19 protein-coding genes are annotated in these 19,742 nt (G+C 63.6%); 5 read left to right on the top strand and 14 right to left on the bottom strand.

The features are described 5' to 3' along the window. Positions 1–50: 50 nt before the first annotated feature. The 12 genes from CKW40_RS10825 to CKW40_RS10770 form a co-directional block, all read right to left on the bottom strand. Positions 51–704, bottom strand: coding sequence for a protein-L-isoaspartate(D-aspartate) O-methyltransferase (locus CKW40_RS10825; protein ID WP_095199906.1), 654 nt, complete (start codon positions 702–704; stop codon positions 51–53). After that, positions 701–1,459, bottom strand: coding sequence for a 5'/3'-nucleotidase SurE (gene surE / locus CKW40_RS10820; protein WP_095199905.1), 759 nt, complete (start codon positions 1,457–1,459; stop codon positions 701–703). The genes CKW40_RS10825 and surE overlap by 4 nt, the downstream gene beginning before the upstream one ends. After that, positions 1,437–2,762, bottom strand: a complete 1,326-nt coding sequence (serS, locus tag CKW40_RS10815; protein ID WP_095199904.1) for a serine--tRNA ligase — start codon at positions 2,760–2,762, stop codon at positions 1,437–1,439. The genes surE and serS overlap by 23 nt, the downstream gene beginning before the upstream one ends. Positions 2,763–2,864: 102 nt before the next feature. Continuing rightward, entirely contained in the window at positions 2,865–3,740 is an 876-nt protein-coding gene (gene tatC, locus CKW40_RS10810; protein ID WP_095199903.1) for a twin-arginine translocase subunit TatC, read from the bottom strand. Continuing rightward, entirely contained in the window at positions 3,737–4,513 is a 777-nt protein-coding gene (gene tatB / locus CKW40_RS10805; RefSeq protein WP_095199902.1) for a Sec-independent protein translocase protein TatB, read from the bottom strand. The genes tatC and tatB overlap by 4 nt, the downstream gene beginning before the upstream one ends. A gap of 29 nt (positions 4,514–4,542) precedes the next feature. Beyond that, complete coding sequence (locus tag CKW40_RS10800; RefSeq protein ID WP_013895102.1) at positions 4,543–4,764, bottom strand: twin-arginine translocase TatA/TatE family subunit; 222 nt, start codon at positions 4,762–4,764, stop codon at positions 4,543–4,545. Positions 4,765–4,943: 179 nt separating this feature from the next. Then, positions 4,944–5,711 (bottom strand): SMC-Scp complex subunit ScpB, encoded by a 768-nt coding sequence (scpB, locus tag CKW40_RS10795; protein WP_095199901.1) that lies wholly within the window; start codon positions 5,709–5,711, stop codon positions 4,944–4,946. Next, a complete protein-coding gene (locus CKW40_RS10790; RefSeq protein WP_095200276.1) occupies positions 5,708–6,508 on the bottom strand; it encodes a segregation and condensation protein A in 801 nt (266 codons plus the stop codon). Before CKW40_RS10790 ends, scpB begins: the two co-directional genes overlap by 4 nt. Positions 6,509–6,570: 62 nt before the next feature. Next, positions 6,571–7,590: a beta-N-acetylhexosaminidase gene (gene nagZ / locus CKW40_RS10785; RefSeq protein WP_095199900.1), complete on the bottom strand. Its 1,020-nt coding sequence runs from the start codon at positions 7,588–7,590 to the stop codon at positions 6,571–6,573. Positions 7,591–7,759: 169 nt separating this feature from the next. Further along, the gene (locus CKW40_RS10780) at positions 7,760–11,176 is read right to left on the bottom strand and encodes an SPOR domain-containing protein (protein WP_095199899.1); all 3,417 of its coding nucleotides are present in this window, start codon (positions 11,174–11,176) and stop codon (positions 7,760–7,762) included. A gap of 103 nt (positions 11,177–11,279) precedes the next feature. Next, positions 11,280–13,037, bottom strand: a complete 1,758-nt coding sequence (gene argS, locus CKW40_RS10775) for an arginine--tRNA ligase (RefSeq protein ID WP_095199898.1) — start codon at positions 13,035–13,037, stop codon at positions 11,280–11,282. A 61-nt stretch (positions 13,038–13,098) separates the two neighbouring features. After that, positions 13,099–14,313, bottom strand: coding sequence for a deoxyguanosinetriphosphate triphosphohydrolase (locus tag CKW40_RS10770; RefSeq protein ID WP_095200275.1), 1,215 nt, complete (start codon positions 14,311–14,313; stop codon positions 13,099–13,101). Positions 14,314–14,389: 76 nt separating this feature from the next. Between CKW40_RS10770 and erpA the strand changes: the two genes are divergently transcribed. The 5 genes from erpA (at position 14,390) to CKW40_RS10745 (ending at position 16,801) form a co-directional block, all read left to right on the top strand. Further along, a complete protein-coding gene (gene erpA / locus CKW40_RS10765; RefSeq protein WP_031259639.1) occupies positions 14,390–14,737 on the top strand; it encodes an iron-sulfur cluster insertion protein ErpA in 348 nt (115 codons plus the stop codon). A 4-nt stretch (positions 14,738–14,741) separates the two neighbouring features. Beyond that, positions 14,742–15,134 carry a VOC family protein gene (locus CKW40_RS10760; RefSeq protein ID WP_095199897.1) on the top strand — a complete coding sequence of 131 codons (393 nt, stop codon included), beginning with the start codon at positions 14,742–14,744 and terminating at the stop codon, positions 15,132–15,134. Between the two features lie 7 nt (positions 15,135–15,141). After that, positions 15,142–15,936: an exodeoxyribonuclease III gene (gene xth, locus CKW40_RS10755; protein WP_095199896.1), complete on the top strand. Its 795-nt coding sequence runs from the start codon at positions 15,142–15,144 to the stop codon at positions 15,934–15,936. A gap of 72 nt (positions 15,937–16,008) precedes the next feature. Next, positions 16,009–16,326: a hypothetical protein gene (locus tag CKW40_RS10750; protein WP_179297916.1), complete on the top strand. Its 318-nt coding sequence runs from the start codon at positions 16,009–16,011 to the stop codon at positions 16,324–16,326. 100 nt (positions 16,327–16,426) lie between these two features. After that, the gene (locus CKW40_RS10745) at positions 16,427–16,801 is read left to right on the top strand and encodes an endonuclease domain-containing protein (protein WP_095199894.1); all 375 of its coding nucleotides are present in this window, start codon (positions 16,427–16,429) and stop codon (positions 16,799–16,801) included. A 180-nt stretch (positions 16,802–16,981) separates the two neighbouring features. On the opposite strand, the gene CKW40_RS10740 is transcribed toward CKW40_RS10745, so the two are convergent. Continuing rightward, positions 16,982–17,812: a tetratricopeptide repeat protein gene (locus CKW40_RS10740; RefSeq protein ID WP_095199893.1), complete on the bottom strand. Its 831-nt coding sequence runs from the start codon at positions 17,810–17,812 to the stop codon at positions 16,982–16,984. Continuing rightward, positions 17,799–19,523, bottom strand: coding sequence for a dihydroxy-acid dehydratase (ilvD, locus tag CKW40_RS10735; RefSeq protein ID WP_095199892.1), 1,725 nt, complete (start codon positions 19,521–19,523; stop codon positions 17,799–17,801). The genes CKW40_RS10740 and ilvD overlap by 14 nt, the downstream gene beginning before the upstream one ends. Positions 19,524–19,742 lie beyond the last annotated feature (219 nt).

Here is a 19,742-nt window from a genome sequence, read left to right as displayed (position 1 = left end):
ATCATGAGGCCGAACAGGTGTTCGACCGCGGACCTGTGCTCTGCCGGAAACTAGATGACTGCCGCAACGCTGCGCAAGATCGGCTGCAGCCGCACGAGGCCGATATCCCCGCGCTCGAAGCGGCTGCCGACCTTGGTCAGCTTGGCCAGCACCTGCTCGCCCTCCTCCGGACCGATCGGCGCGATGACGATGCCGCCGCTCGACAGTTGGTCGAGCAGGAAGCGCGGCAGGCTGTCGAAAGCCGCCCAGGCGACGATGCGGTCGAACGGCCCTTCGGCAGGCAGGCCGCCGGAGCCATCCGCCTGGCGCACGATGACATTGCCGATGCCGAGCGCTTCGAAGCGCTGCCGGGCCTGCTCGACAAGCGTCTTGTAGCGATCGACGGTGACGATGCGCGCCGCCAGCCGCGACATCACCGCCGCCGTATAGCCGGAACCGGTGCCGATCTCGAGCACGCGGTTCCCCGCTTCGATGGCAAGGGCCGCGATCACCGCCGCCTGCATGTCGGCGCCTTCGATCGCCTCGCCGCACTCGATCGGCAGCATACGGTCCGACCATGCGATCTGGTGGAAGTGAGGCGCCAAAAAGCCGCGCCGCGGCGTCGCCTCGAAGGCCGCGATGAGCGCTTTCGGCACGGTTCCCCTGCCGCGCAGGCGCAGCAGGAAAGCGGCAAATCCTTCGCGGTCATCGATTGGCAGGTTCATGCAAGTGCCTTGCTCAGCTGATCACGGATCTCATGCGCGGTGAGGTCGAGCTGCAACGGCGTCACCGACACCAGACGGTTGCGCAGCGCGTAGAGGTCGGTGCCTTGCTTGCCTTCGACCGGCTCGCGGCCGAAGCGCAGCCAATAGTAAGGCAGGCCGCGCCCGTCACGGCGCTCGTCGACCCACAGGCTGTGCACGAGTTTTCCTTGCGAGGTGACCACGGTGCCCGCGACCTCTTCGGGAAGGCAGTTGGGAAAATTGACGTTGAGCAGAACACCGTCCGGCAGCGGCGTCGCGACCAGCTTCTTCAGCAGTGCCGGCGCCAGCGCCTCGGTGGTCTCGTAGGGAACGATACGGTCCTCGCCGACATAGGAGTAGCCCTGGCTGAGCGCGATCGAGCGGATGCCAAGCAGCGCACCTTCCATGGCGCCGGCGACGGTTCCCGAATAGGTCACGTCGTCGGCGATGTTGGCGCCGGAATTGATGCCGGACAGGATCAGGTCGGGCGCACCGGGCAGGATCTTCTTCACCCCCATGATGACGCAATCGGTCGGCGTACCGCGCACGGCGAAATGCTTCTCGCCGATCTTGCGCAGCCGCAACGGCTCGGAGATCGACAGCGAATGCGCATAGCCAGACTGGTCCTGCTCCGGCGCGACCACCCAGACATCGTCGGACAGGGTGCGGGCGACGCGTTCGAGCGACGCCAGGCCATCGGCATGAATGCCGTCGTCATTGGTCAGAAGAATGCGCATTATTCGATTCGATCTTTGCCAGACCACCCATGTAAGGCCGCAGCACTTCAGGAATGGTTACGCTGCCATCTTCATTCTGGTAGTTTTCGATGACGGCAATGAGAGCACGGCCGACAGCGGTACCCGAACCGTTGAGCGTGTGGACGAAACGGTTGCCCTTGCCATCCCTGTCCTTGTAGCGGGCGTCCATGCGGCGTGCCTGAAAATCGCCGCAGACCGAGCAGGACGAGATTTCGCGATAGGCGTTCTGGCCGGGCAGCCAGACCTCGATGTCGTAGGTCTTGCGCGCGCCAAAACCCATGTCGCCGGTGCACAGCACCATGGTGCGGAACGGCAGGTCCAGCCGCTTCAGCACTTCCTCGGCACACTGCGTCATCCGCTCATGCTCGGCGAGTGAGGACTCCTGATCGGTGATCGACACCAGTTCGACCTTGTAGAACTGGTGCTGCCGCAGCATGCCGCGCGTGTCACGCCCGGCCGAGCCTGCCTCCGAGCGGAAACACGGCGTCAGCGCCGTATAGCGCAACGGCAGCTTTTCATGCTGGGTGATCTCTTCGCGCACTAGATTGGTGAGCGGCACTTCGGCGGTTGGGATCAGGCCAAGCCTGCCCTCCCCGTGTGGCGTGAAGAACAGATCCTCCTCGAATTTCGGCAATTGGTTGGTGCCGAAAAGCACCTCGTCGCGCACCATCAGCGGCGGGATCACTTCCTCATAGCCATGCTCGGTCGTGTGCAGATCGAGCATGAACTGGCCAATCGCGCGTTCCATCCGCGCCAGGCCGCTCTTCAGCACGGTGAAGCGCGAACCCGACAGCTTTGCCGCCCGCTCGAAATCCATCATGCCGAGCGCTTCGCCGATCTCGAAATGCTCCTTCACCCAGTTCGGCCGCGTCGGTACCTTGCCGACGATGTGTTTGACGACATTGTCGTGCTCGTCCTTGCCGACCGGCACATCGTCGAGCGGCACATTGGGCAGCACCGCCAGCGCGTCGTTCAGCGCCTTGTCGAGTTCGCGCTCACGCGCCTCGCCATTCTGGATGAAGGTTTTGATCTCGCCGACTTCGGCCTTCAGCTTTTCGGCAAGGGCGGCATCGCCCGAACGCATGGCGTTGCCGATCTCTTTTGAGGCGGCGTTGCGGCGCTCCTGCTTGGTCTGCAACTCGGTGACATGTTCGCGCCGTGCCTCGTCCGCAGCGATCAGCCCGTCGACGGTGGACTGCGCCTCAGCCGCCGACCACGAGCGCTTCACCAGCGCCTCGACAAGGGCCTTCGGGTTGTCGCGAATCCATTTGATGTCAAGCATGGTTTATCCGTCCTCAGCTATGCGAGAGGGCGTAAACCGCATCCTTGATTGATGCAAGATAGACCGGGCAGCGACTGTCTCTTTCCAGCGCTGCCTGTTGTTTTACGAAGCAGCCGGCGCTGGAGGCTCGTCCGGCGTTTTGTCGGCCACGGTCTCCCCGGCCTCCTGCTTCTCACGTGCCAGCCGCTGCTTTTCCTGGTCCCGCTCGATCCATCGCGCGGCCCAGATCGAGACCTCGTAGAGAAGGATGGTCGGAATGGCCAGACCGATCTGGCTCATCGGATCCGGCGGCGTCAGCACGGCAGCAACGATGAAGGCAATGACGATCGCCCATTTGCGCTTTTCCGCCAGCGCCTTGGACGACAGCATGCCGACGCGCGTCATCAGGCTGGTCACCACCGGCAGCTGGAACACCAGGCCGAAGGAGAAGATCAGCGTCATGATCAAGCTGAGATATTCCGACACTTTCGGCAGCAGCGAAATCTGCACCTGATCGTCGGTGCCGACCTGCTGCATGGCGAGGAAGAACCACATCACCATCGGCGTGAAGAAGAAATAGACCAGCGAGGCGCCCATCAGGAACAGGATGGGCGACGCGATCAGGAACGGCAGAAAGGCGTTGCGCTCGTTCTTGTAGAGGCCGGGCGCGATGAACTTGTAGATCTGCGTGGCGATCAGCGGAAAGGCGATGACCATGCCGCCGAACATGGCGAGCTTGACCTGCGTGAAAAAGAATTCCTGCGGCGCGGTGTAGATCAGCTCGACCTTGTGCGGATCGAGACCCGCCCACTTCGTCGCCCATTTGAAGGGGACGACCAACAGATTGAACAGCCGCTTGGCGAAGAAAAAGCAAACCAGGAAGGCGACGAAAAAGCCGCCCAGCGACCAGATCAGCCGCCGACGCAGCTCGATCAGATGCTCCATCAGTGGCGCCGACGACTTTTCGATCTCGTCCTTTTCCTTGTCCGAAACGCTCACTTGGCGGCTCCAGCCGTCTTTTTGGCCACCGGCTTCTTCGCCGCGGCAGGCTTCGGTTCGGCTTTCGCCCCGGTCTTTGCCGCAGTTGCCTTGGCAGCAGCCGCCTTGGCGGCGGCGGGCTTCGTCGAGGCGGTGGCTTCAGGCTTTGCCGCTGTCGCGGCCTTTGTCGACGCCTTGGGCGCGGGTGCGGCTTTTGCAGTCACCGCCTTCGCGGAAGTCGCGGCCTTGGACGGCGCTTTCGCTGCCGGCGCCGCCTTGGCGGCTTTCTTGGCCGCGGATGTCTTCGGCGCCACGGCGGGTTCCGTGGATGCCGCGACCACCGATTCATCGGTCATCGCCGGGAAAATCGGCGTTGGCGGCGCGGCCTCTGGCCCGCTGACGCCAGGCATTTCCGTCGCGCCATTCTTCAGCGGCTCGGCTGCCTGCGGCGTCGAAGCGGCGGGCGCTGCCGGATCAGCGGCTGGCTTCGGCTTCATCGCCGCGTCGACACCGGCGCGGACATCGGCCGCCGCCTGCTCGAACGGATTAAGCTGCTTCTTGATTTCGGCAACCGGGCTGAGGCCCCTGAGCTCGTCGACCGATTTCTTGACGTCGTCGAGCTCCGCTTCCTTCAGCGCTTCGTTGAATTGTTTCTGGAAGTCGGCGGCCATGGCACGCAGCTTCGCCGTCGTGCGCCCGAAGGTGCGCAGCATGTTGGGCAAATCCTTCGGCCCGACGACCACGATCATAACGATCGCGATCACCAGCATTTCGGTCCAGCCGACTTCAAACATGGCAATCTGTTCCGACTAGAACTCTTGGCTCAGCTCTTGCTGGCCTTTTCCTTCACGGCCGAAACGGTCTCGTCGGCACGGTGTTCGACGGTGCGCTTGTCCTCGGCGACGTCGTCGTCCGCCATGCCCTTCTTGAAGCTCTTGATGCCCTTGGCCATGTCGCCCATCAGCTCCGGAATCTTGCCGCGGCCGAACACCAGAAGCACGATGACCAGCACGATCATCCAGTGCCAAATCGAAAATGAACCCATAGCAAATCTCTCTCGAATGTTTTCCCTGGCGATGATCTATGCGTTTTCGCGTTGGGATTCAAACACAACCGCGACAGAGTTTATGAAAGGCTGGCGGATGTCACGCATTTTCGGCAAGGCGGCCCGCTACCAAACGGCGCATGTAAAGGCGTAAAGCCGCTTTTGATAGACGCCCGCGGTCAATCTTCCGTGACGCGCGGCGTCAAAAGGCCGAGTTCCTCGAGATCGATATCGGTCAGCGGATCCTCGTCATCGGTCAGCGCGTCGGGGTCGGCCGGCGGCTGCGGAATGGAGAAGTTCGACGGCATGCGGCCCGATAGCAGGCCGGCCCCCTTCAGTTCCTCCATGCCGGGGAGATCACGGATTTCCTCGAGCGCGAAATGGTCGAGGAAAGTTTCGGTGGTGCCGTAGGTCACGGGACGGCCGGGCGTTTTGCGGCGGCCGCGCATGCGTACCCATTCCGTCTCCAGCAGCGTGTCCAGCGTGCCCTTCGACGTCTCGACACCGCGGATGTCCTCGATCTCGGCGCGCGTCACCGGCTGGTGATAGGCGATGATCGCCAGCACTTCGAGCGCGGCGCGCGACAGCTTGCGCTGCTGCACCGTGTCGCGGCTCATCAGGAAGGCGAGATCCCCGGCGGTGCGGAACGCCCAGGCGTCGCCGACCCGCACCAGATTGACGCCTCGCCGGGCGTAGACCTGCTGCAACTCGGCCATTGCCAGGGCGATGTTGATGCCGTCGGGAAGGCGTGCGGCAAGCTGCTTTTCGCTGACAGGTTCGGCGCTGGCGAAGACAATCGCCTCGGCCATGCGCACGGCCTCCGCCATATGCAGGCGCTCGGCCGGGTTCTGTGCCGAATTCTGGACGGACGCCTGGTCGAGATCGCCCTCTTCCGGCCCATCATCCACCTTGAAGGGGATAACCGAAGCGTTGGCGCGTTCGCTCATGATGCCACCTCGACTGCCTTGATTGCCGGTGCACGGCCGCGCAGATAAATCGGCGCGAACGTCTGATCCTGGCGCACATCCATCGTGCCGTCGCGCACCAGTTCCAATGTTGCCGCGAAGGAACTGGCGATCGCCGTGCGCCTCTCCTCAGGGCTGGTCATGTACACGATCAGGAAACTTTCCAGCGTCGTCCAGTCGCTCACAGCCCCGACCAGGCGGGTCAGGATGTCGCGCGCATCCTTGAGCGACCAGACACCACGCCTGGCGATGGTCACATTGTTGATCGCCTGCTTCTGTCGCTGCTGGGCATAGGCGGTCAAGAGATCATAGAGCGACGCCGAATAGGCGTTGCGCTTCTCGATGATGACCATTTCCGGCATGCCGCGCGCGAACACGTCGCGGCCGAGCCGGTTGCGGTTGACCAGACGCGCCGCTGCTTCGCGCATCGCCTCCAGCCGCTTCAGCCGGAATTGCAGCACCGCCGCCAGTTCCTCGCCGCTCTCGCCCTCTTCGCCCGGCTGCTTGGGGATCAACAGCTTCGATTTGAGGAAGGCCAGCCACGCCGCCATCACCAGATAGTCGGCTGCAAGCTCCAGCCGCAGCGCCCTCGCCGTCTCGACAAAGGTCAAATACTGCTCGACCAGCGCCAGGATCGAGATGCGCGCCAGATCGACCTTCTGGGTGCGCGCAAGATGCAAGAGAAGATCGAGCGGACCTTCGAAGCCGGCCACGTCGACGACCAGCGACGGATCGCCCGTGACGCGTGAATCGTCATTCTCGGCCCACAGGCGGTCCATCGGTGCGGCCTTCGCGGCCTTGCTTTCCAATGTTTCCGCCACTGCCCTGTCACTTCCCTTCGTTAGGCCACCGCGTCGAAATAGGTGGCAAATTCAGCACGTATCTCGGCTTCTTCGGCCGCATCGTGTTTCTTTATATAGGTCAGTGCCCGCTTTGCACGCTCCAGCGACTTGCCCTCAAGCCCCTTGGTGCGCGACGCAATGCCCGCCATCTCCTCGAAAACGCCGTTGCAGTGAAGGACCAGATCGCAGCCCGCCGCAAGGATCGAGGCCGCCTTTGTCGGGAAATCCCCAGAAAGTGCCTTCATCGAGGTGTCGTCGCTCATCAACAGCCCGTCAAAGCCGATGTCGCGGCGGATGATCTCGTCGATGACCTTGCCGGATGTGGTTGCCGGGTTGTTGGGGTCGATGGCGCTGTAGACGACATGCGCGGTCATCGCCATCGGCAGGTCGTTGAGCTCCCGGAACGGGGCAAAATCATGTCGCTGCAGATCGCTGAGCGAGGCATTGACTATTGGCAGCTCGAAATGCGTGTCGGCAAAGGCCCTGCCGTGACCCGGAATGTGCTTCATCACCGGCAGCACGCCGCCGGACATCAGACCTTCGGCGGCGGCACGGCCGAGTTCAATGACCGGGCGCGGCTCCTTGCCGTAGGCGCGCGCGCCAATGACGTCGCTGGCGCCCTCGATCGGCACATCGAGCACCGGCAGGCAATCCGCCGTGATGCCGTAGCGCAGCAGGTCGAAGGCATGCAGGCGCGCCATCAGCCAAGCTGCCCGGGCGCCGGCGTCGTGATCGTCGCGCCACAGCGCGCCAAGCGCCCCGCCGGCCGGATAGTTCGGCGCCAGCGGCGGCCGCAGGCGTTGCACCCTGCCGCCTTCCTGGTCGATGAACACCAGCGCATCCGGCCGCCCGATACAGTCGCGCATCTCGGCGACCAGATCGCGGATCTGCTCGGTCTCACCGATATTGCGGGCAAACAGGATGAAGGCCCATGGGCATTCATTGCGATAGAAGTTGATTTCTTCGCGGGTGAGCGATTTCCCGGCACAGCCGAGGATCATGGATTTTGATTCGGTCATATCAGGAGTCTAGGGCTTCGCGCGGTTAAAGGGAATCGTCGGGGAGCACATGCGGTCCAACGCCAGAAATGCTTCCACATGAAAAACGCCCGGCACATGAAAAACGCTGGGCACATGAAAAAGCCGGCGCGACCTGGGGCCGCGCCGGCTTTGAACGGTTGAACGTCGTCTAACGCGACACGAAGCAATTGCCGCCGGCAGCCTTGTAGCTGGTGCACAGATTGATGGCATCGTTGCGCGACTGGGCTACGACGCGGACGCGGTAGAACGTGCCCTTGCCGGCGATCTCGGCCTTGACGATGTTGGCGGTGCGCCCGGCAAGCACGCTGCCGTAGCGGCGTTGCAGGTCCTGGTAGGTCGACTGGGCGCTTTCCACCGTCGGCTGCGAAGCAACCTGCATCGACCACGAACCACCGCCAGTCGCCGTCGTTGCCGGATCGATGGACGCGACCTGATCGGGCTTGACCTCGCCGACGACGTCGACCGGCTGGTCGGACGGACGCTGCGGCGCGATCGCGACCTTTGCCGGCGTGTTAGCCGATTGCGCCTTGGCCTCGGCCTTGGCCGGTTTGGCTGCCGGCTTGAGGGCTGGCTCGTCGTCCAACTGGGCGGCGGCGGGCGCCACCGTGCCGGTCTGATCGGCATCGGCGGACGGCGCGACATGCTGCGGCGCCGGATCGGTTGGTTCAGCGGCAGCCACCTGCGGCACAGCCGGTGCCGGATCCTCGCGTGGCACCAGCGAGCCGTCCGATTTCACCACCATGGTCCTCACCTTGCGCGGCGCAACGGCGACGACGTCGGTGTTGGTGCCCTTGTCGGCATCCTGCAGCACCTGCGCGATGCGATCCTCGGACTTGGGCGCGGGCGCCGCCGCATTGTCGGCCGGCGTTGCGTTGGCGGCCGGTGCGGCACCTGCGGTCGGCGCGGCATTGCCGTCGTCGGTTCCGCCAACGGCAGCACCCTGATCAGCGGAAAGATCGACGGCACGGGCCGGATCCTTCGCCTGCACATCCACCGGGACTTCGGTGTTGGTGACAAGTTTCTGCTGCACCGGCTCGGCGGGCTTCGCGCCCTTGACCACGGCGTCGTAGACCTTGTTGTCCTGGTTCGGCACCACGGTGCCGCCCGGATTTTCCGGCTTGACTTTGATCGGCGAATTGTCGGCCTTGACGATGACAGGCGCTTCGCTGCCACCCTTGCCGCCGAAAGACAGAGCAAAGGCACCAAGGCCGCCCGCCACCGCCACGGCGCCGACAATCGCGGCGATGAACAGGCCACGACGGCCCGACGGCTTGGCCGCTTGCCGCTCGCCGAGACCCGGAACGGACATCGCCTCGTCCAACTCAGGATCGTAGTCGAGTTCATCGACGGTGAAATCGTCGGCCTGCGAGACCGGTTGGCTGCCCGGCAAATTATCGAGATCGAAGCCGTCGGCGGCATCGGCATAGCCTGTATTCGCCGCTGTGCGCGCGGGCGTTTCCGCCGGCCGCGCCGCGTAGGTCCGTGCTTCCGGCTGGAAGGCTGGCTTGGGCGCTTCATATGCCGGCGCCTGATAGCCCGAAGTGAATCCAGCATTGTAGGATTCGTCGGCATAGGCAGCGCTGCTTGCGGGTGCAGCGGGAGCCGGCGCGACTTCCACCGAATTCATTTCCGTCAGAAGGCTGGCGAACTCGGCGTCGAGATCGTCATAACCAGCGGTGGCCGGCTCGTCTTCCTCGAAATGCAGTTCCGGAATGTCGAGATCATCCGCCAACGCCACGACGCGCTCCGGCACATCGACCGTTTCGACATCGGGCATCTCTTCATAGCGCGAGGACTGTCGCGGCTGCGGCGCGGATGCGGGGGCCGCATAGGGAGCAGCCGCGACCGGCGCAACCGCAACCGGTTCGGGCGCACGATAGGACGGCACCACGGCCACTGCTGGGGCCACTTCAGGCGCAGCGGTCCTGGCCGCCATCGAAGCGGCCGGCTGCGCGGCGAATGCCGGCTGCTGGGGAACCGGTGTCACGCGGCTCCACGAACGGGTCGGCTCCGTCGGCGCGGAGCGTTCGGCCAGCCAATCGAGGGAATCGGCCTGATCCTGCCGGGAGGCAGGCTCGTCGCGCGGATCTAGGCTCCTAGCCAGGGCTGCGTCGAACGCATCATTGTCGAAATCGACATCGAGATGATCAGCGGCATCCGAACCAGGATCCTGGCCCTGAAGTTCGTCGAGCAGCAGATTGTCGAGATCGGTATCCTGAGCGGCACTGGAGGCATGCAGATCCTCGGGCGCTTGCTCATCGAGATCCCAGTCCAGATCGCCGGCAAGATCGGCCGGTTCCTCGGCGGCTTTTGCAGGCGCGACAGCATATGGAGCAGCATACGACTGAGCGGGAGCAGCAGCCGGCTGAGCCGCGACAGGCTGAGCGAAGACGGGCTGAGCCACGACAGGCTCCTTGGCCGAAGGCAGCGTGCGCGCCGTCATGGCGCCTAGCAGCGCGTTCAACTCGTCTTCGAGGCTGCGTTCGTCCGCCATGGGGGCCGGCGCCGGCTCGGCCATGACGTCTGCCGGCGTTGCCGGAGCTATCGGCTGGACCGCGGCGGCCGCGACCTCGGCGACCGGCTCTTCGGCAGGCTCGGCGAACGCGTCGTCCAGGTTCAGATCGAAATCATCTTCCGAAGCGGCTTCGGAGCTCGAGAACTCTTCCCTAGTGTCCTCAGCAACGGCGATCGCGTCGTCCGCTTGCGCCGCATCGAAGGCCACTGGCTCGTCCGCATGAACGTCGAAATCCATGTCGACATCCGCCATGGCGGCCTCGAAGCGACCGTCGAAATCCTCGTCGGAAATCGCCTCGGCCTCGTTCGCGGCCGCCAGCACCGGCTCCGGATCATCAACCGCGGCCGCAGCCACATGGCGCTGATCCGCAGAATGGCCGTCAAGCATCAGCTCGTCTTCGAGCGAAAGCGCGACCGCATCATCGAATTCATGTTCAGGGGCCGGCTCGACAGCCATCGGCCCTTCGGCAATGGCATGCTGGGCCTCTACGGCCTCGTCCTCGATCTCGACGGCATGGTCCTCGATGCGGAAATCCTGATCGAGCGACGCAGCGAGTTCTTCCTCGATCGGCAGATCGTCCTCGAAGGGCGAAACGTCATCGAGCGAACTCGCGACGGCATTGTCGAAATCGGCGTCGAAGGCGGGTTCGACGGATGGCGCGGTTTCGGCTGCGCCGAGATCGGCATGGCTGGCGACGAGCCCCTGATCATCGACACCCGTGAAGTCCAGATGGAAATCGTCGTCGAGCGACGGCGCAAGATCGTCGTCAGCCGCATGCACGGCCGCCGTTTCGAATGCCGGCTCATGAGCATCGACAACCGGAGCGGCAACGCCAGCGTCGAAGTCGCCCATCAATTCCTTTTCGAGGTCGATATCGAAATCGTCCTCTTGCACGGATTGAGTGGCGGCAGCGACCTGCGGCTCGACCCGCGCCTGCTGCTTGACCGGCTGGCGTGGATCGAATCCCATGATCCTGGTCAGTTCCGCGAACGGATCATCGTCAGCGATATCGTTGTTGTCGGCTACTCTCAGCTGGGTTCTGTCTGCCATTATTGTTCCCGAACTCGCACTCATTCGGACGCCATGGACGTCGCGCAGGGTTGGCCCTTACCAGCGCAATGTGGGCAAAAGGTGACAGGTTTTTTAGTCAAACCTAACGCATTTCGGTGGGCGCGGCGGCCCCGATCAGCGTCAGGCCGGACGTCAGAACGTCCGAAACAGCCTGCACCAGCCCTAGTCTGGCATGCGTCAATTGTCGGTCGTTAACCTTAACAAAACGTAAGTCCGGATTATCCGTGCCCCGGTTCCAGTGTCCGTGGAAACTGGAAGCCAGATCATAGAGATAAAATGCCAGCCTATGCGGCTCCAGCGCAAGAGCGGCGGACTCGATCAGGCGCGGATATTCCGCGAGCTTGCGGATCAGGCCGATCTCACCCTCGTCTTTGAGCGAAGCCGTCGCGGCAGCCAGGCTTTTGCGATCGAAATTCGCCTCGCCCAATTGCTCGCCTGCCTGCCGGAACACCGAATGGCAGCGCGCCGAGGCGTACTGCACATAAAACACCGGATTGTCCTTGGACTGCTCGGTGACCTTGGCGAAATCGAAGTCGAGCGGCGCATCATTCTTGCGGAACAGCATCATGAAGCGCACCGCGTCGCGGCCCACCTCTTCAATGACTTCCCGCGCCGTGACGAAATTCCCAGCCCTTTTTCCCATTCGGACCGGCTCACCCTCGCGAAACAACTTGACCAGATTGCACAGCAGGACAGTGAGCTTGACCTCGTTGCCGGCGATTGCCCGCGCCAGCGCTTCCAGACGCTTGACATAGCCGCCATGGTCGGCGCCGAGCACATAGATCAGGTCGACGAAGCCGCGATCGACCTTGTCCTTCAGATACGCCACATCGGCGGCGAAATAGGTGAACGATCCGTCCGACTTGACCAGCGCCCGGTCCATGTCGTCGCCGACCGCCGTCGAGCGGAACAGCGTCTGCTCGCGGTCTTCCCAGTCGTCCGGCTTCTCGCCCTTGGGCGGCGGCAGCTTGCCTTTGTAGATGTGGCCCTTCAGCGTCAGGTCGTTGATCGCCAAACGGATCTTCCTGGCATTGTCGGCATGCAGCGTGCGCTCGGAGAAGAACACGTCGTGATGCACGTTGAGCAGCGCCAGATCCTCGCGGATCATCGCCATCATCGCGTCGATCGCGCGGTCTTTGACAATGGCCAGCGCCTCATCCTCGGGCATTTGGAGTAAGCCGCGGCCGAACTCTTTCGCCAGCGCCTGGCCGAGAGGAACCAGATAATCGCCTGGATAAAGGCCGGTCGGAATCTCGCCGATCTCGTCGCCGAGCGCCTCCCGGTACCGCAGTATGACCGACCGACCGAGCACGTCGATCTGTCCGCCGGCATCGTTGATGACATATTCCTTGGTCACGTCGTAGCCGGCAAACGCCATCAGATTGGCGAGCGCATCACCGACAACCGCGCCCCGGCAATGGCCGACATGCATCGGGCCTGTCGGGTTGGCCGAGACATATTCGACATTGGTTTTCCTGCCGGCACCGACCTTCGAGCGGCCGTAATTGCGGCCCTCGCTCAGAAGCGCCGACAGATGCGCCTGCCAGAAACCGTCCTTGAGCCGGAGATTGACGAAGCCGGGGCCGGCAACCTCTGCGGCGGCGACATCCTTATCATCGCGCAGCGCCAGCGCCAGCCTCTCGGCCAGCGCGCGCGGGTTCTGCCCGGTGGGTTTGGCCAGCACCATCGCCGCATTGGTCGCGAGATCGCCATGGCTGGCGTCGCGCGGCGGTTCGACGGCAATGCGCGACAGGTCTGGCGAAACGCCGTCCTTGTCTTTCAGATCGAGCGCTTCGACAGCCTTTGTGACTCGCGCGGTGAAATCGGCGAAGATGTTCATGGTATTGCTCTGGCGGCTTTAGGGCGAATCCGGCTCGTTGGCCGGCAAAATCGCGCCCGCCCTAGCTCAAATCCGGGGTGCGGTCAAACAAACGCCTGTGATCCTTGAGCGCGTAGGTGTCTGTCATCCCTGCCAGGAAATCGGCGACGCTGCGGGCCTTGATGCGATCGTCGGCCCTGTCCAGCCCCTCGCGCCAGCCGTCCGGCATGGCGCGCGGGTCGGCGAAATAGACGTCGAACAGATCCCTGACGATCTGCTCGGCACCGGCGCGCACCCGCATCACCTCCTTGTGCCGGTAGAGGTGCTTGTAGAGAAAGGCTTTCAATTCCTTCTCGGCCGAGGCCATCTCGGCGGAAAAGGTCACCATCGTCTCCCCCGCCGCCCTCACCGCATCGGCGCTCTGCGGCCCGACACGTTCGAGATTGGCGGTCGCGCAGACGATGACATCTTCGACCATGGCGGTGATCTGCCGCCGCATCAGTTCGTGGCCGGTGCGCACGTCATCGAGCCTGGGATAGCGTTGACGCACGCTCGCCAGGATCGTTCCCGGCAGCGAGACCGCCTCCAGCATATCAAGCGTCAGCAGCCCTGCCCGCAGGCCGTCGTCGATGTCATGCGTGTTGTAGGCGATGTCATCGGCGATCGCCGCGCACTGCGCCTCGATGCCGGCGAACCGGTCGAGTTCGAGATCCTGCAGTTCCGAATAATCGCGGATCGCCTGCGGCACAGGCCCCTTGAGGCCCTTGCCGCTGGCGTCCGTCAGCGGACCATTGTGCTTGACCAGGCCTTCCAGCGTCTCCCAGGTCAGGTTCAGCCCGTCGAATTCGGCGTAGCGCGCCTCCAGACGCGTCACGATGCGCAGTGACTGCGCGTTGTGATCGAAACCGCCCCAGGCCGCCATCTTGTCGTTCAGCGCGTCCTCGCCGGTGTGGCCGAAGGGCGTGTGGCCGAAATCATGCACCAGCGCCACCGCTTCGGCGAGATCCTCGTCGCCGCGTAGCGCCCGCGCCAGCGCACGCGCGATCTGCGCCACTTCGATCGAATGGGTCAGCCTCGTGCGGTAATGGTCGCCCTCATGGGCGATGAAGACCTGGGTCTTGTGCTTGAGCCGCCGGAACGCCGTCGAATGGATGATGCGGTCGCGGTCACGCTGGAACGGCGTGCGGGTCGGGCTTTCGACCTCGTCGAACAGCCGGCCGCGCGAACGCGCCGGATCCGTGGCATAGGCCGCGCGCGGCCGATAGCCGAACCCGATGTCGCCCAACTCATTGGTCATGGCTGATGCTGCCGCAGTTGACTTGGCCCCTTGCGCTTCATACCTATCATGTGAAACCGAAAGCAAGGTGACGCCCATGGGCGCTGATGCCAAGACCGCCATGAAAGTGGACATGACCGAAGCCGCAGCCAAGCGGATCGCCAAGATTGTCTCTGGCGAGGCCGGCAAGACGGCGCTGCGCGTTTCCGTCGAAGGCGGCGGCTGTTCCGGCTTTTCCTACAAGTTCGACCTGGTCGACACGCGCAACGACGACGACGTCGCCATCGAGAAGGATGGCGCCACGGTGCTGATCGACGATCTGTCGCTGGTCTATATGGGCGGCTCGGTGATCGACTTTGTCGACGATCTGATGGGCCAGTCCTTCCAGATCCGCAATCCGAATGCGGTCGCCTCTTGCGGCTGCGGCACCAGTTTCTCCATCTAGCGGCATGCCTGCCATCGGCGCGGTCCGTCAGGTCGCGCTGTCAGCCGGACGCAATCTTGATTCGACGCTGGCCTTCTGGCGCGATGTGCTCGGCATGGGCGTTCACGCCCGCTACGATCCCCCTGGTATCGCCTTCATCATGGCCGGCGACGTGCGCCTGCTGTTCACCGACGGCATACCGGCCGGTACCGTCTATCTCGACATTGCGGGCCTCGATGACTTCCATTCGCAGGCGAAAGCCGCAGGCGTCCCTTTCACCGCGCCACCGACGCTCGTGCATCGCGATACCGAAGGCCAGTTCGGTCCGGCGGGGGAAAGCGAGTGGATGGCCTTCCTAAAGGACCCGGCAGGCAATACGATCGGGCTCGTCGAACGCCACCCGCCGCAGGAAGAATAAGACCGTCATGAAAATCGTCACCTGGAACATCAACGGCGTGCGCGCCCGCATCGGCAACCTCACCCACTGGCTGACCGAGAGCGCGCCCGACATCGTCTGCCTGCAGGAGATCAAGACGGTGGACGATCAGTTCCCGCGGGCCGAGATCGAGGCTCTGGGCTATAATGTCGAAACCCATGGCCAGAAGGGTTTTAATGGCGTCGCTCTGCTGTCGAAGCTGCGCTTTGACGAAGTCAATCGTGGCCTCCCTGGCGACGACACCGACGAGCAGGCGCGCTTCATCGAAGGCGTGTTCTCGACCGACAAGGGTGCGCTTCGAGTCGCCTCGCTCTATCTGCCGAACGGCAATCCGGTCGATGACGACAAGAAATTCCCCTACAAGCTATCCTGGATGGCGCGGCTGGAGCGTTGGGCCGAAGAGCGGCTGAGGCTGGAAGAGGCGCTGGTGCTGGCCGGCGACTACAACGTCATTCCCGAGCCGATCGACGCGCGCTTTCCGGAGAACTGGTTGGGCGACGCGCTGTTCCAGCCGCAGACGCGACAGGCCTTCCGGAGGTTGCTCAACCTCGGTTTCACCGAAGCGGTGCGCGCGGTCACCGATGCACCCGACACCTACACCTTCTGGGATTATCAGGCCGGCGCCTGGCAGAAGAACAACGGCATCCGCATCGACCATCTGCTGCTGTCGCCGGAAGCCGCCAACCGGTTCTCCTCGGCCTCGATCGAAAAACATGTGCGCGCCTGGGAAAAGCCATCCGATCACGTGCCGGTGGCGATCGACCTCGCGCTGCAGCCGGCCTGACCGGGACCCTTCTGCCGTCGGATCGTCCGGACGTTGTATCGCCACAAATCGGGCGCATGATGGAAAATCATCATGGCGGCTGGGGTTCCCATGACCATTCGATTTGTTGTTTGTCCGATCGGCGTGGCATTTGCCACGGCCGCCATGTTGCCGGCCTTCGCCGCCCCGGAATGTCTTGCCAACGGAAAATCCTATCCGCTCGGCCAGGTCGCCTGCCTGACGGTTGCCGACCAGAGCCATCTGGCACGCTGCGAGATGGTGCTCAACAACACATCCTGGACCAAGGTCGGCGACAGCTGCCCCGAAAACACGATGGCGCCGCACCTACACGTCACGCCGATCTCGACGCCCGCGCCAAGCATGGTACCGACGGAGCCGACCGAGAACTGATTTTTCCCATTAGCCGATCTCCCCCCTCGTGGGGGAGATGTCCGGCAGGACAGAGGGGGGCGCCGTAGAGCGCCAGCCTCAACAGTGACCGAGCATCGCAATGCCTCATACGCCATTGCCTCCAAGACATCGCGCAAGCGCCAGATCGATGCGCAAGGTCATGACATCAGCCGAATTGAAGCTCTGGAACCAGCTTCGCGCGCACCGGTTGATGGGGCTTGGCTTCCGTCGACAATTTCCGGTCGCCGGGTACATTGTCGACTTCGCCTGCCCGGAGAAGAAACTTGTCGTCGAAGTCGACGGCTCCCAGCATGCGGAAGCCGACGCCGCAGACAGCGACGAAGCAAGGACGTTGCGCCTGGAGCAAGACGGTTGGGCTGTCCTGCGCTTCTGGAACGACGACGTCATCCGCGACATCGACAATGTCTGCCAACATATTGTAATCGTGGCCGGTGTTGCGGGTACGTCAGAATAACAGCAAGGCTGGCGGGACAGCGCCCCCCTCTGTCCTGCCGGACATCTCCCCCACACGGGGGGAGATCGGCTGTCGCAACTGCTTTCGCCAATCTCCAACGTTGCAAGAAAACGCGCCGGCAACCAGGCTGCCAATCCCCCGGTCCAAACACCTCCACGAGGGGGGAGATCGGCAGACGACCTACTGGTCTGTGTTGGCGGTGCCCTTGGTCAGGATATCGTCGGCGAGCGAAATCGCCGTGCGCCGGTCGGCTTCGCCGGCGGCAGCAAAAGCCTCTTCCTGCATGCCGCGGATCCAGGGCTGATCGGCGGGCGAGGCGCGCTCGAGCGCCGCGGTCATCATCGCCAGGCCGCGAACGATCTTGCCGCTCTGGAACAAGAGATGGCCAAGCGTCGCCTGCGCGCCGGCATGGCCCTTCTCGGCGGCGAGCTGGAACCAGCGCCCGGCCTGCTTGACGCTGGCCTTCACGCCGCCCTCGCCCTTCAGGAACATCTGCCCCATCTCGAACTGGGCGTTCGGATTGCGGTAGTTGGCGGCGGCACGCATATAATATTCCTGCGCCGCCACCTCGTTCTCGGTGACCGGGCTGCCGGGAATGCCCGTGCGCAGATAATCGCCGAGCGCCACCAACGCGTCGGACACGTAGCTTTCTTCCGGCGAGCCGGGCTCGACATCCTGGTCGACGATCTCGGAGAAGAACTTGAACGCCTCATAGTCGTCGCGCGCCACGCCGTCGCCCTCGGCATACATGCGGGCAAGCTTCCAGGTGGCGCCGATCTGGCCGTTTTCGGCGGCGTATTTATAGGCTTCGGCGGCCTGTTCCTTGTGGCCGTTCTTGTAAGCGGAGAAGCCGAACTGGAACACCGCCCAGGGACTCGATTGCGGCTTCACGCCGGTCTTGTCGTCGAACACCTTGTCGTCGAAGGCCAAAGCCTGGCCCGCGGCGCCAAAGATCGCGACAGCGACCAGTGCCGGAAGGACAGATGACCTCAACAACTCAGATATCCGCATAGCAGTGTGTTTCTTTCGCACCGCCCGGATGGGTGACCGCGCCGTCGCGGGCAGACCCGACCGTCTGTGCGTATTTCCAAATCGCGCCCGACTGGTAGTCGGTCGTGCGCGCCTTCCATGTCTTTGCCCGCGCCGCCAGTTCGGCCTCGGTCAGCGCCACGTCGATCGTGCCATTCACCGCATCGATCGAGATCACGTCGCCATCCCGGATGAGACCGATCGGGCCGCCAACGGCCGCTTCCGGCCCGACATGGCCGATGCAGAAGCCGCGTGTCGCGCCCGAGAAACGGCCGTCGGTGATCAGCGCCACCTTGCCACCCATGCCCTGGCCGTAGAGCGCCGCCGTCGTCGACAGCATCTCGCGCATGCCCGGACCGCCGCGCGGTCCTTCGTAGCGAATGACGAGGACCTCGCCTTCCCTGTAGTTGCGATGCGTCACCGCCTCGAAACATTCCTCTTCCGAATCGAAGCAGCGCGCCGGGCCGGAGAATTTCAACTCCGCCATGCCCGCGACCTTCACGATCGCGCCTTCGGGGGCAAGGTTTCCCTTCAACCCCACGACACCGCCGGTTTGGGTAATTGGTCTGTTGGCCGGGCGGACCACATCCTGGTGTTCATTCCAGGCAACATGCTCCATGTTTTCGGCCAAAGTGCGGCCAGTGACCGTCAGGCAATCGCCATGCAGATAGCCATGGTCGAGCAGCGTCTTCATCAACAGCGGAATGCCGCCGGCCTCGAACATGTCCTTGGCGACATATTTGCCGCCTGGCTTGAGGTCGGCGATGTAGGGTGTCTTCTCGAAAATCTTTGCGACGTCGAAGAGGTCGAATTTGATGCCAGCCTCATGCGCGATCGCCGGCAGATGCAGGGCGGCATTGGTCGAGCCGCCGGTGGCGGAAACCACGGTCGCCGCATTCTCCAGCGCCTTCAGCGTGACGATGTCGCGCGGCCGGATATTTTTCGCGATCAGCTCCATGATCTTTTCGCCCGAGGCGAAATTGAAGCGGTCGCGCATTTCGTAAGGCGCCGGCGCACCGCAGGAATAGGGTAGCGCCAGACCGATCGCCTCGGCGACGGTGGCCATGGTGTTGGCGGTGAACTGCGCGCCGCAGGAGCCGGCCGACGGACAGGCCGCCTGCTCGATCTCGAGCAACTCGGCATCACCGATCGTGCCGACCGAATGCTGGCCGACCGCCTCGAACACATCCTGCACGGTGATCTGCCGGCCGCGATAGCTACCGGGCAGGATCGAACCGCCATAGATGAAGATCGACGGCACGTTGAGCCGCACCATCGCCATCATCATGCCGGGCAGCGACTTGTCGCAGCCGGCAAGGCCGACCAGTGCATCGTAGCAGTGGCCGCGCATGGTGAGTTCGACCGAATCGGCAATGACCTCGCGCGACACCAGCGACGACTTCATGCCCTGGTGGCCCATCGCGATGCCGTCGGTGACGGTGATGGTGCAGAATTCGCGCGGCGTGCCACTGGCGGCCGCGACGCCCTTCTTGACCACCTGCGCCTGGCGCATCAGCGAGATGTTGCAGGGGGCGGCTTCATTCCAGCAGGACGCGACGCCGACCAGCGGCTGCGCGATCTCGGCCGCCGACAGGCCCATAGCATAGAGATAGGAACGGTGCGGCGCACGCGCCGGACCGACAGTCACGTGGCGGCTAGGGAGCTTAGCCTTTGAAATGACCTTGGCGTCCATTCTCATCCTTGCCGCGGGCGGTGCGGCCTGTCCCATCGCCGAGCCTTTTGGCGCGTGTCCCGAGACCATTTCGAGGTGCGCCGGGTTTATGGCGGGAAATGGGCAATTTCCTCAGGCGGATTTGTAGCGCAGGGGTTGTTCAGAAAGTGTTGCCAAAACGTCACAATCGCACGAGGCGGCACCAGTGCGGCTTATATGCAACGCAGCTTGGATACCGGA

The sequence above is a fragment of the Mesorhizobium carmichaelinearum genome (assembly GCF_900199455.1).
Classification (GTDB): Bacteria; Pseudomonadota; Alphaproteobacteria; order Rhizobiales; family Rhizobiaceae; genus Mesorhizobium; species Mesorhizobium carmichaelinearum.
Note: the sequence above shows the minus strand (reverse complement) of the source record. Positions and strands in the feature narration are given on the sequence as shown.

What these genes read in the sequence shown, in the direction of transcription:
- CKW40_RS10745 (WP_095199894.1), top strand. Translation starts at nt 16,427, where the DNA reads ATGCCTCATACGCCATTGCCTCCAAGACATCGCGCAAGCGCCAGATCG.
- CKW40_RS10760 (WP_095199897.1), top strand. Translation starts at nt 14,742, where the DNA reads ATGCCTGCCATCGGCGCGGTCCGTCAGGTCGCGCTGTCAGCCGGACGC.
- scpB (WP_095199901.1), bottom strand. Translation starts at nt 5,711, where the DNA reads ATGAGCGAACGCGCCAACGCTTCGGTTATCCCCTTCAAGGTGGATGAT.
- argS (WP_095199898.1), bottom strand. Translation starts at nt 13,037, where the DNA reads ATGAACATCTTCGCCGATTTCACCGCGCGAGTCACAAAGGCTGTCGAA.
- CKW40_RS10825 (WP_095199906.1), bottom strand. Translation starts at nt 704, where the DNA reads ATGAACCTGCCAATCGATGACCGCGAAGGATTTGCCGCTTTCCTGCTG.
- surE (WP_095199905.1), bottom strand. Translation starts at nt 1,459, where the DNA reads ATGCGCATTCTTCTGACCAATGACGACGGCATTCATGCCGATGGCCTG.
- serS (WP_095199904.1), bottom strand. Translation starts at nt 2,762, where the DNA reads ATGCTTGACATCAAATGGATTCGCGACAACCCGAAGGCCCTTGTCGAG.
- erpA (WP_031259639.1), top strand. Translation starts at nt 14,390, where the DNA reads ATGGGCGCTGATGCCAAGACCGCCATGAAAGTGGACATGACCGAAGCC.
- ilvD (WP_095199892.1), bottom strand. Translation starts at nt 19,523, where the DNA reads ATGGACGCCAAGGTCATTTCAAAGGCTAAGCTCCCTAGCCGCCACGTG.
- CKW40_RS10790 (WP_095200276.1), bottom strand. Translation starts at nt 6,508, where the DNA reads ATGGACCGCCTGTGGGCCGAGAATGACGATTCACGCGTCACGGGCGAT.
- CKW40_RS10740 (WP_095199893.1), bottom strand. Translation starts at nt 17,812, where the DNA reads ATGCGGATATCTGAGTTGTTGAGGTCATCTGTCCTTCCGGCACTGGTC.
- CKW40_RS10800 (WP_013895102.1), bottom strand. Translation starts at nt 4,764, where the DNA reads ATGGGTTCATTTTCGATTTGGCACTGGATGATCGTGCTGGTCATCGTG.
- CKW40_RS10750 (WP_179297916.1), top strand. Translation starts at nt 16,009, where the DNA reads ATGGCGGCTGGGGTTCCCATGACCATTCGATTTGTTGTTTGTCCGATC.
- xth (WP_095199896.1), top strand. Translation starts at nt 15,142, where the DNA reads ATGAAAATCGTCACCTGGAACATCAACGGCGTGCGCGCCCGCATCGGC.
- CKW40_RS10770 (WP_095200275.1), bottom strand. Translation starts at nt 14,313, where the DNA reads ATGACCAATGAGTTGGGCGACATCGGGTTCGGCTATCGGCCGCGCGCG.
- nagZ (WP_095199900.1), bottom strand. Translation starts at nt 7,590, where the DNA reads ATGACCGAATCAAAATCCATGATCCTCGGCTGTGCCGGGAAATCGCTC.
- CKW40_RS10780 (WP_095199899.1), bottom strand. Translation starts at nt 11,176, where the DNA reads ATGGCAGACAGAACCCAGCTGAGAGTAGCCGACAACAACGATATCGCT.
- tatB (WP_095199902.1), bottom strand. Translation starts at nt 4,513, where the DNA reads ATGTTTGAAGTCGGCTGGACCGAAATGCTGGTGATCGCGATCGTTATG.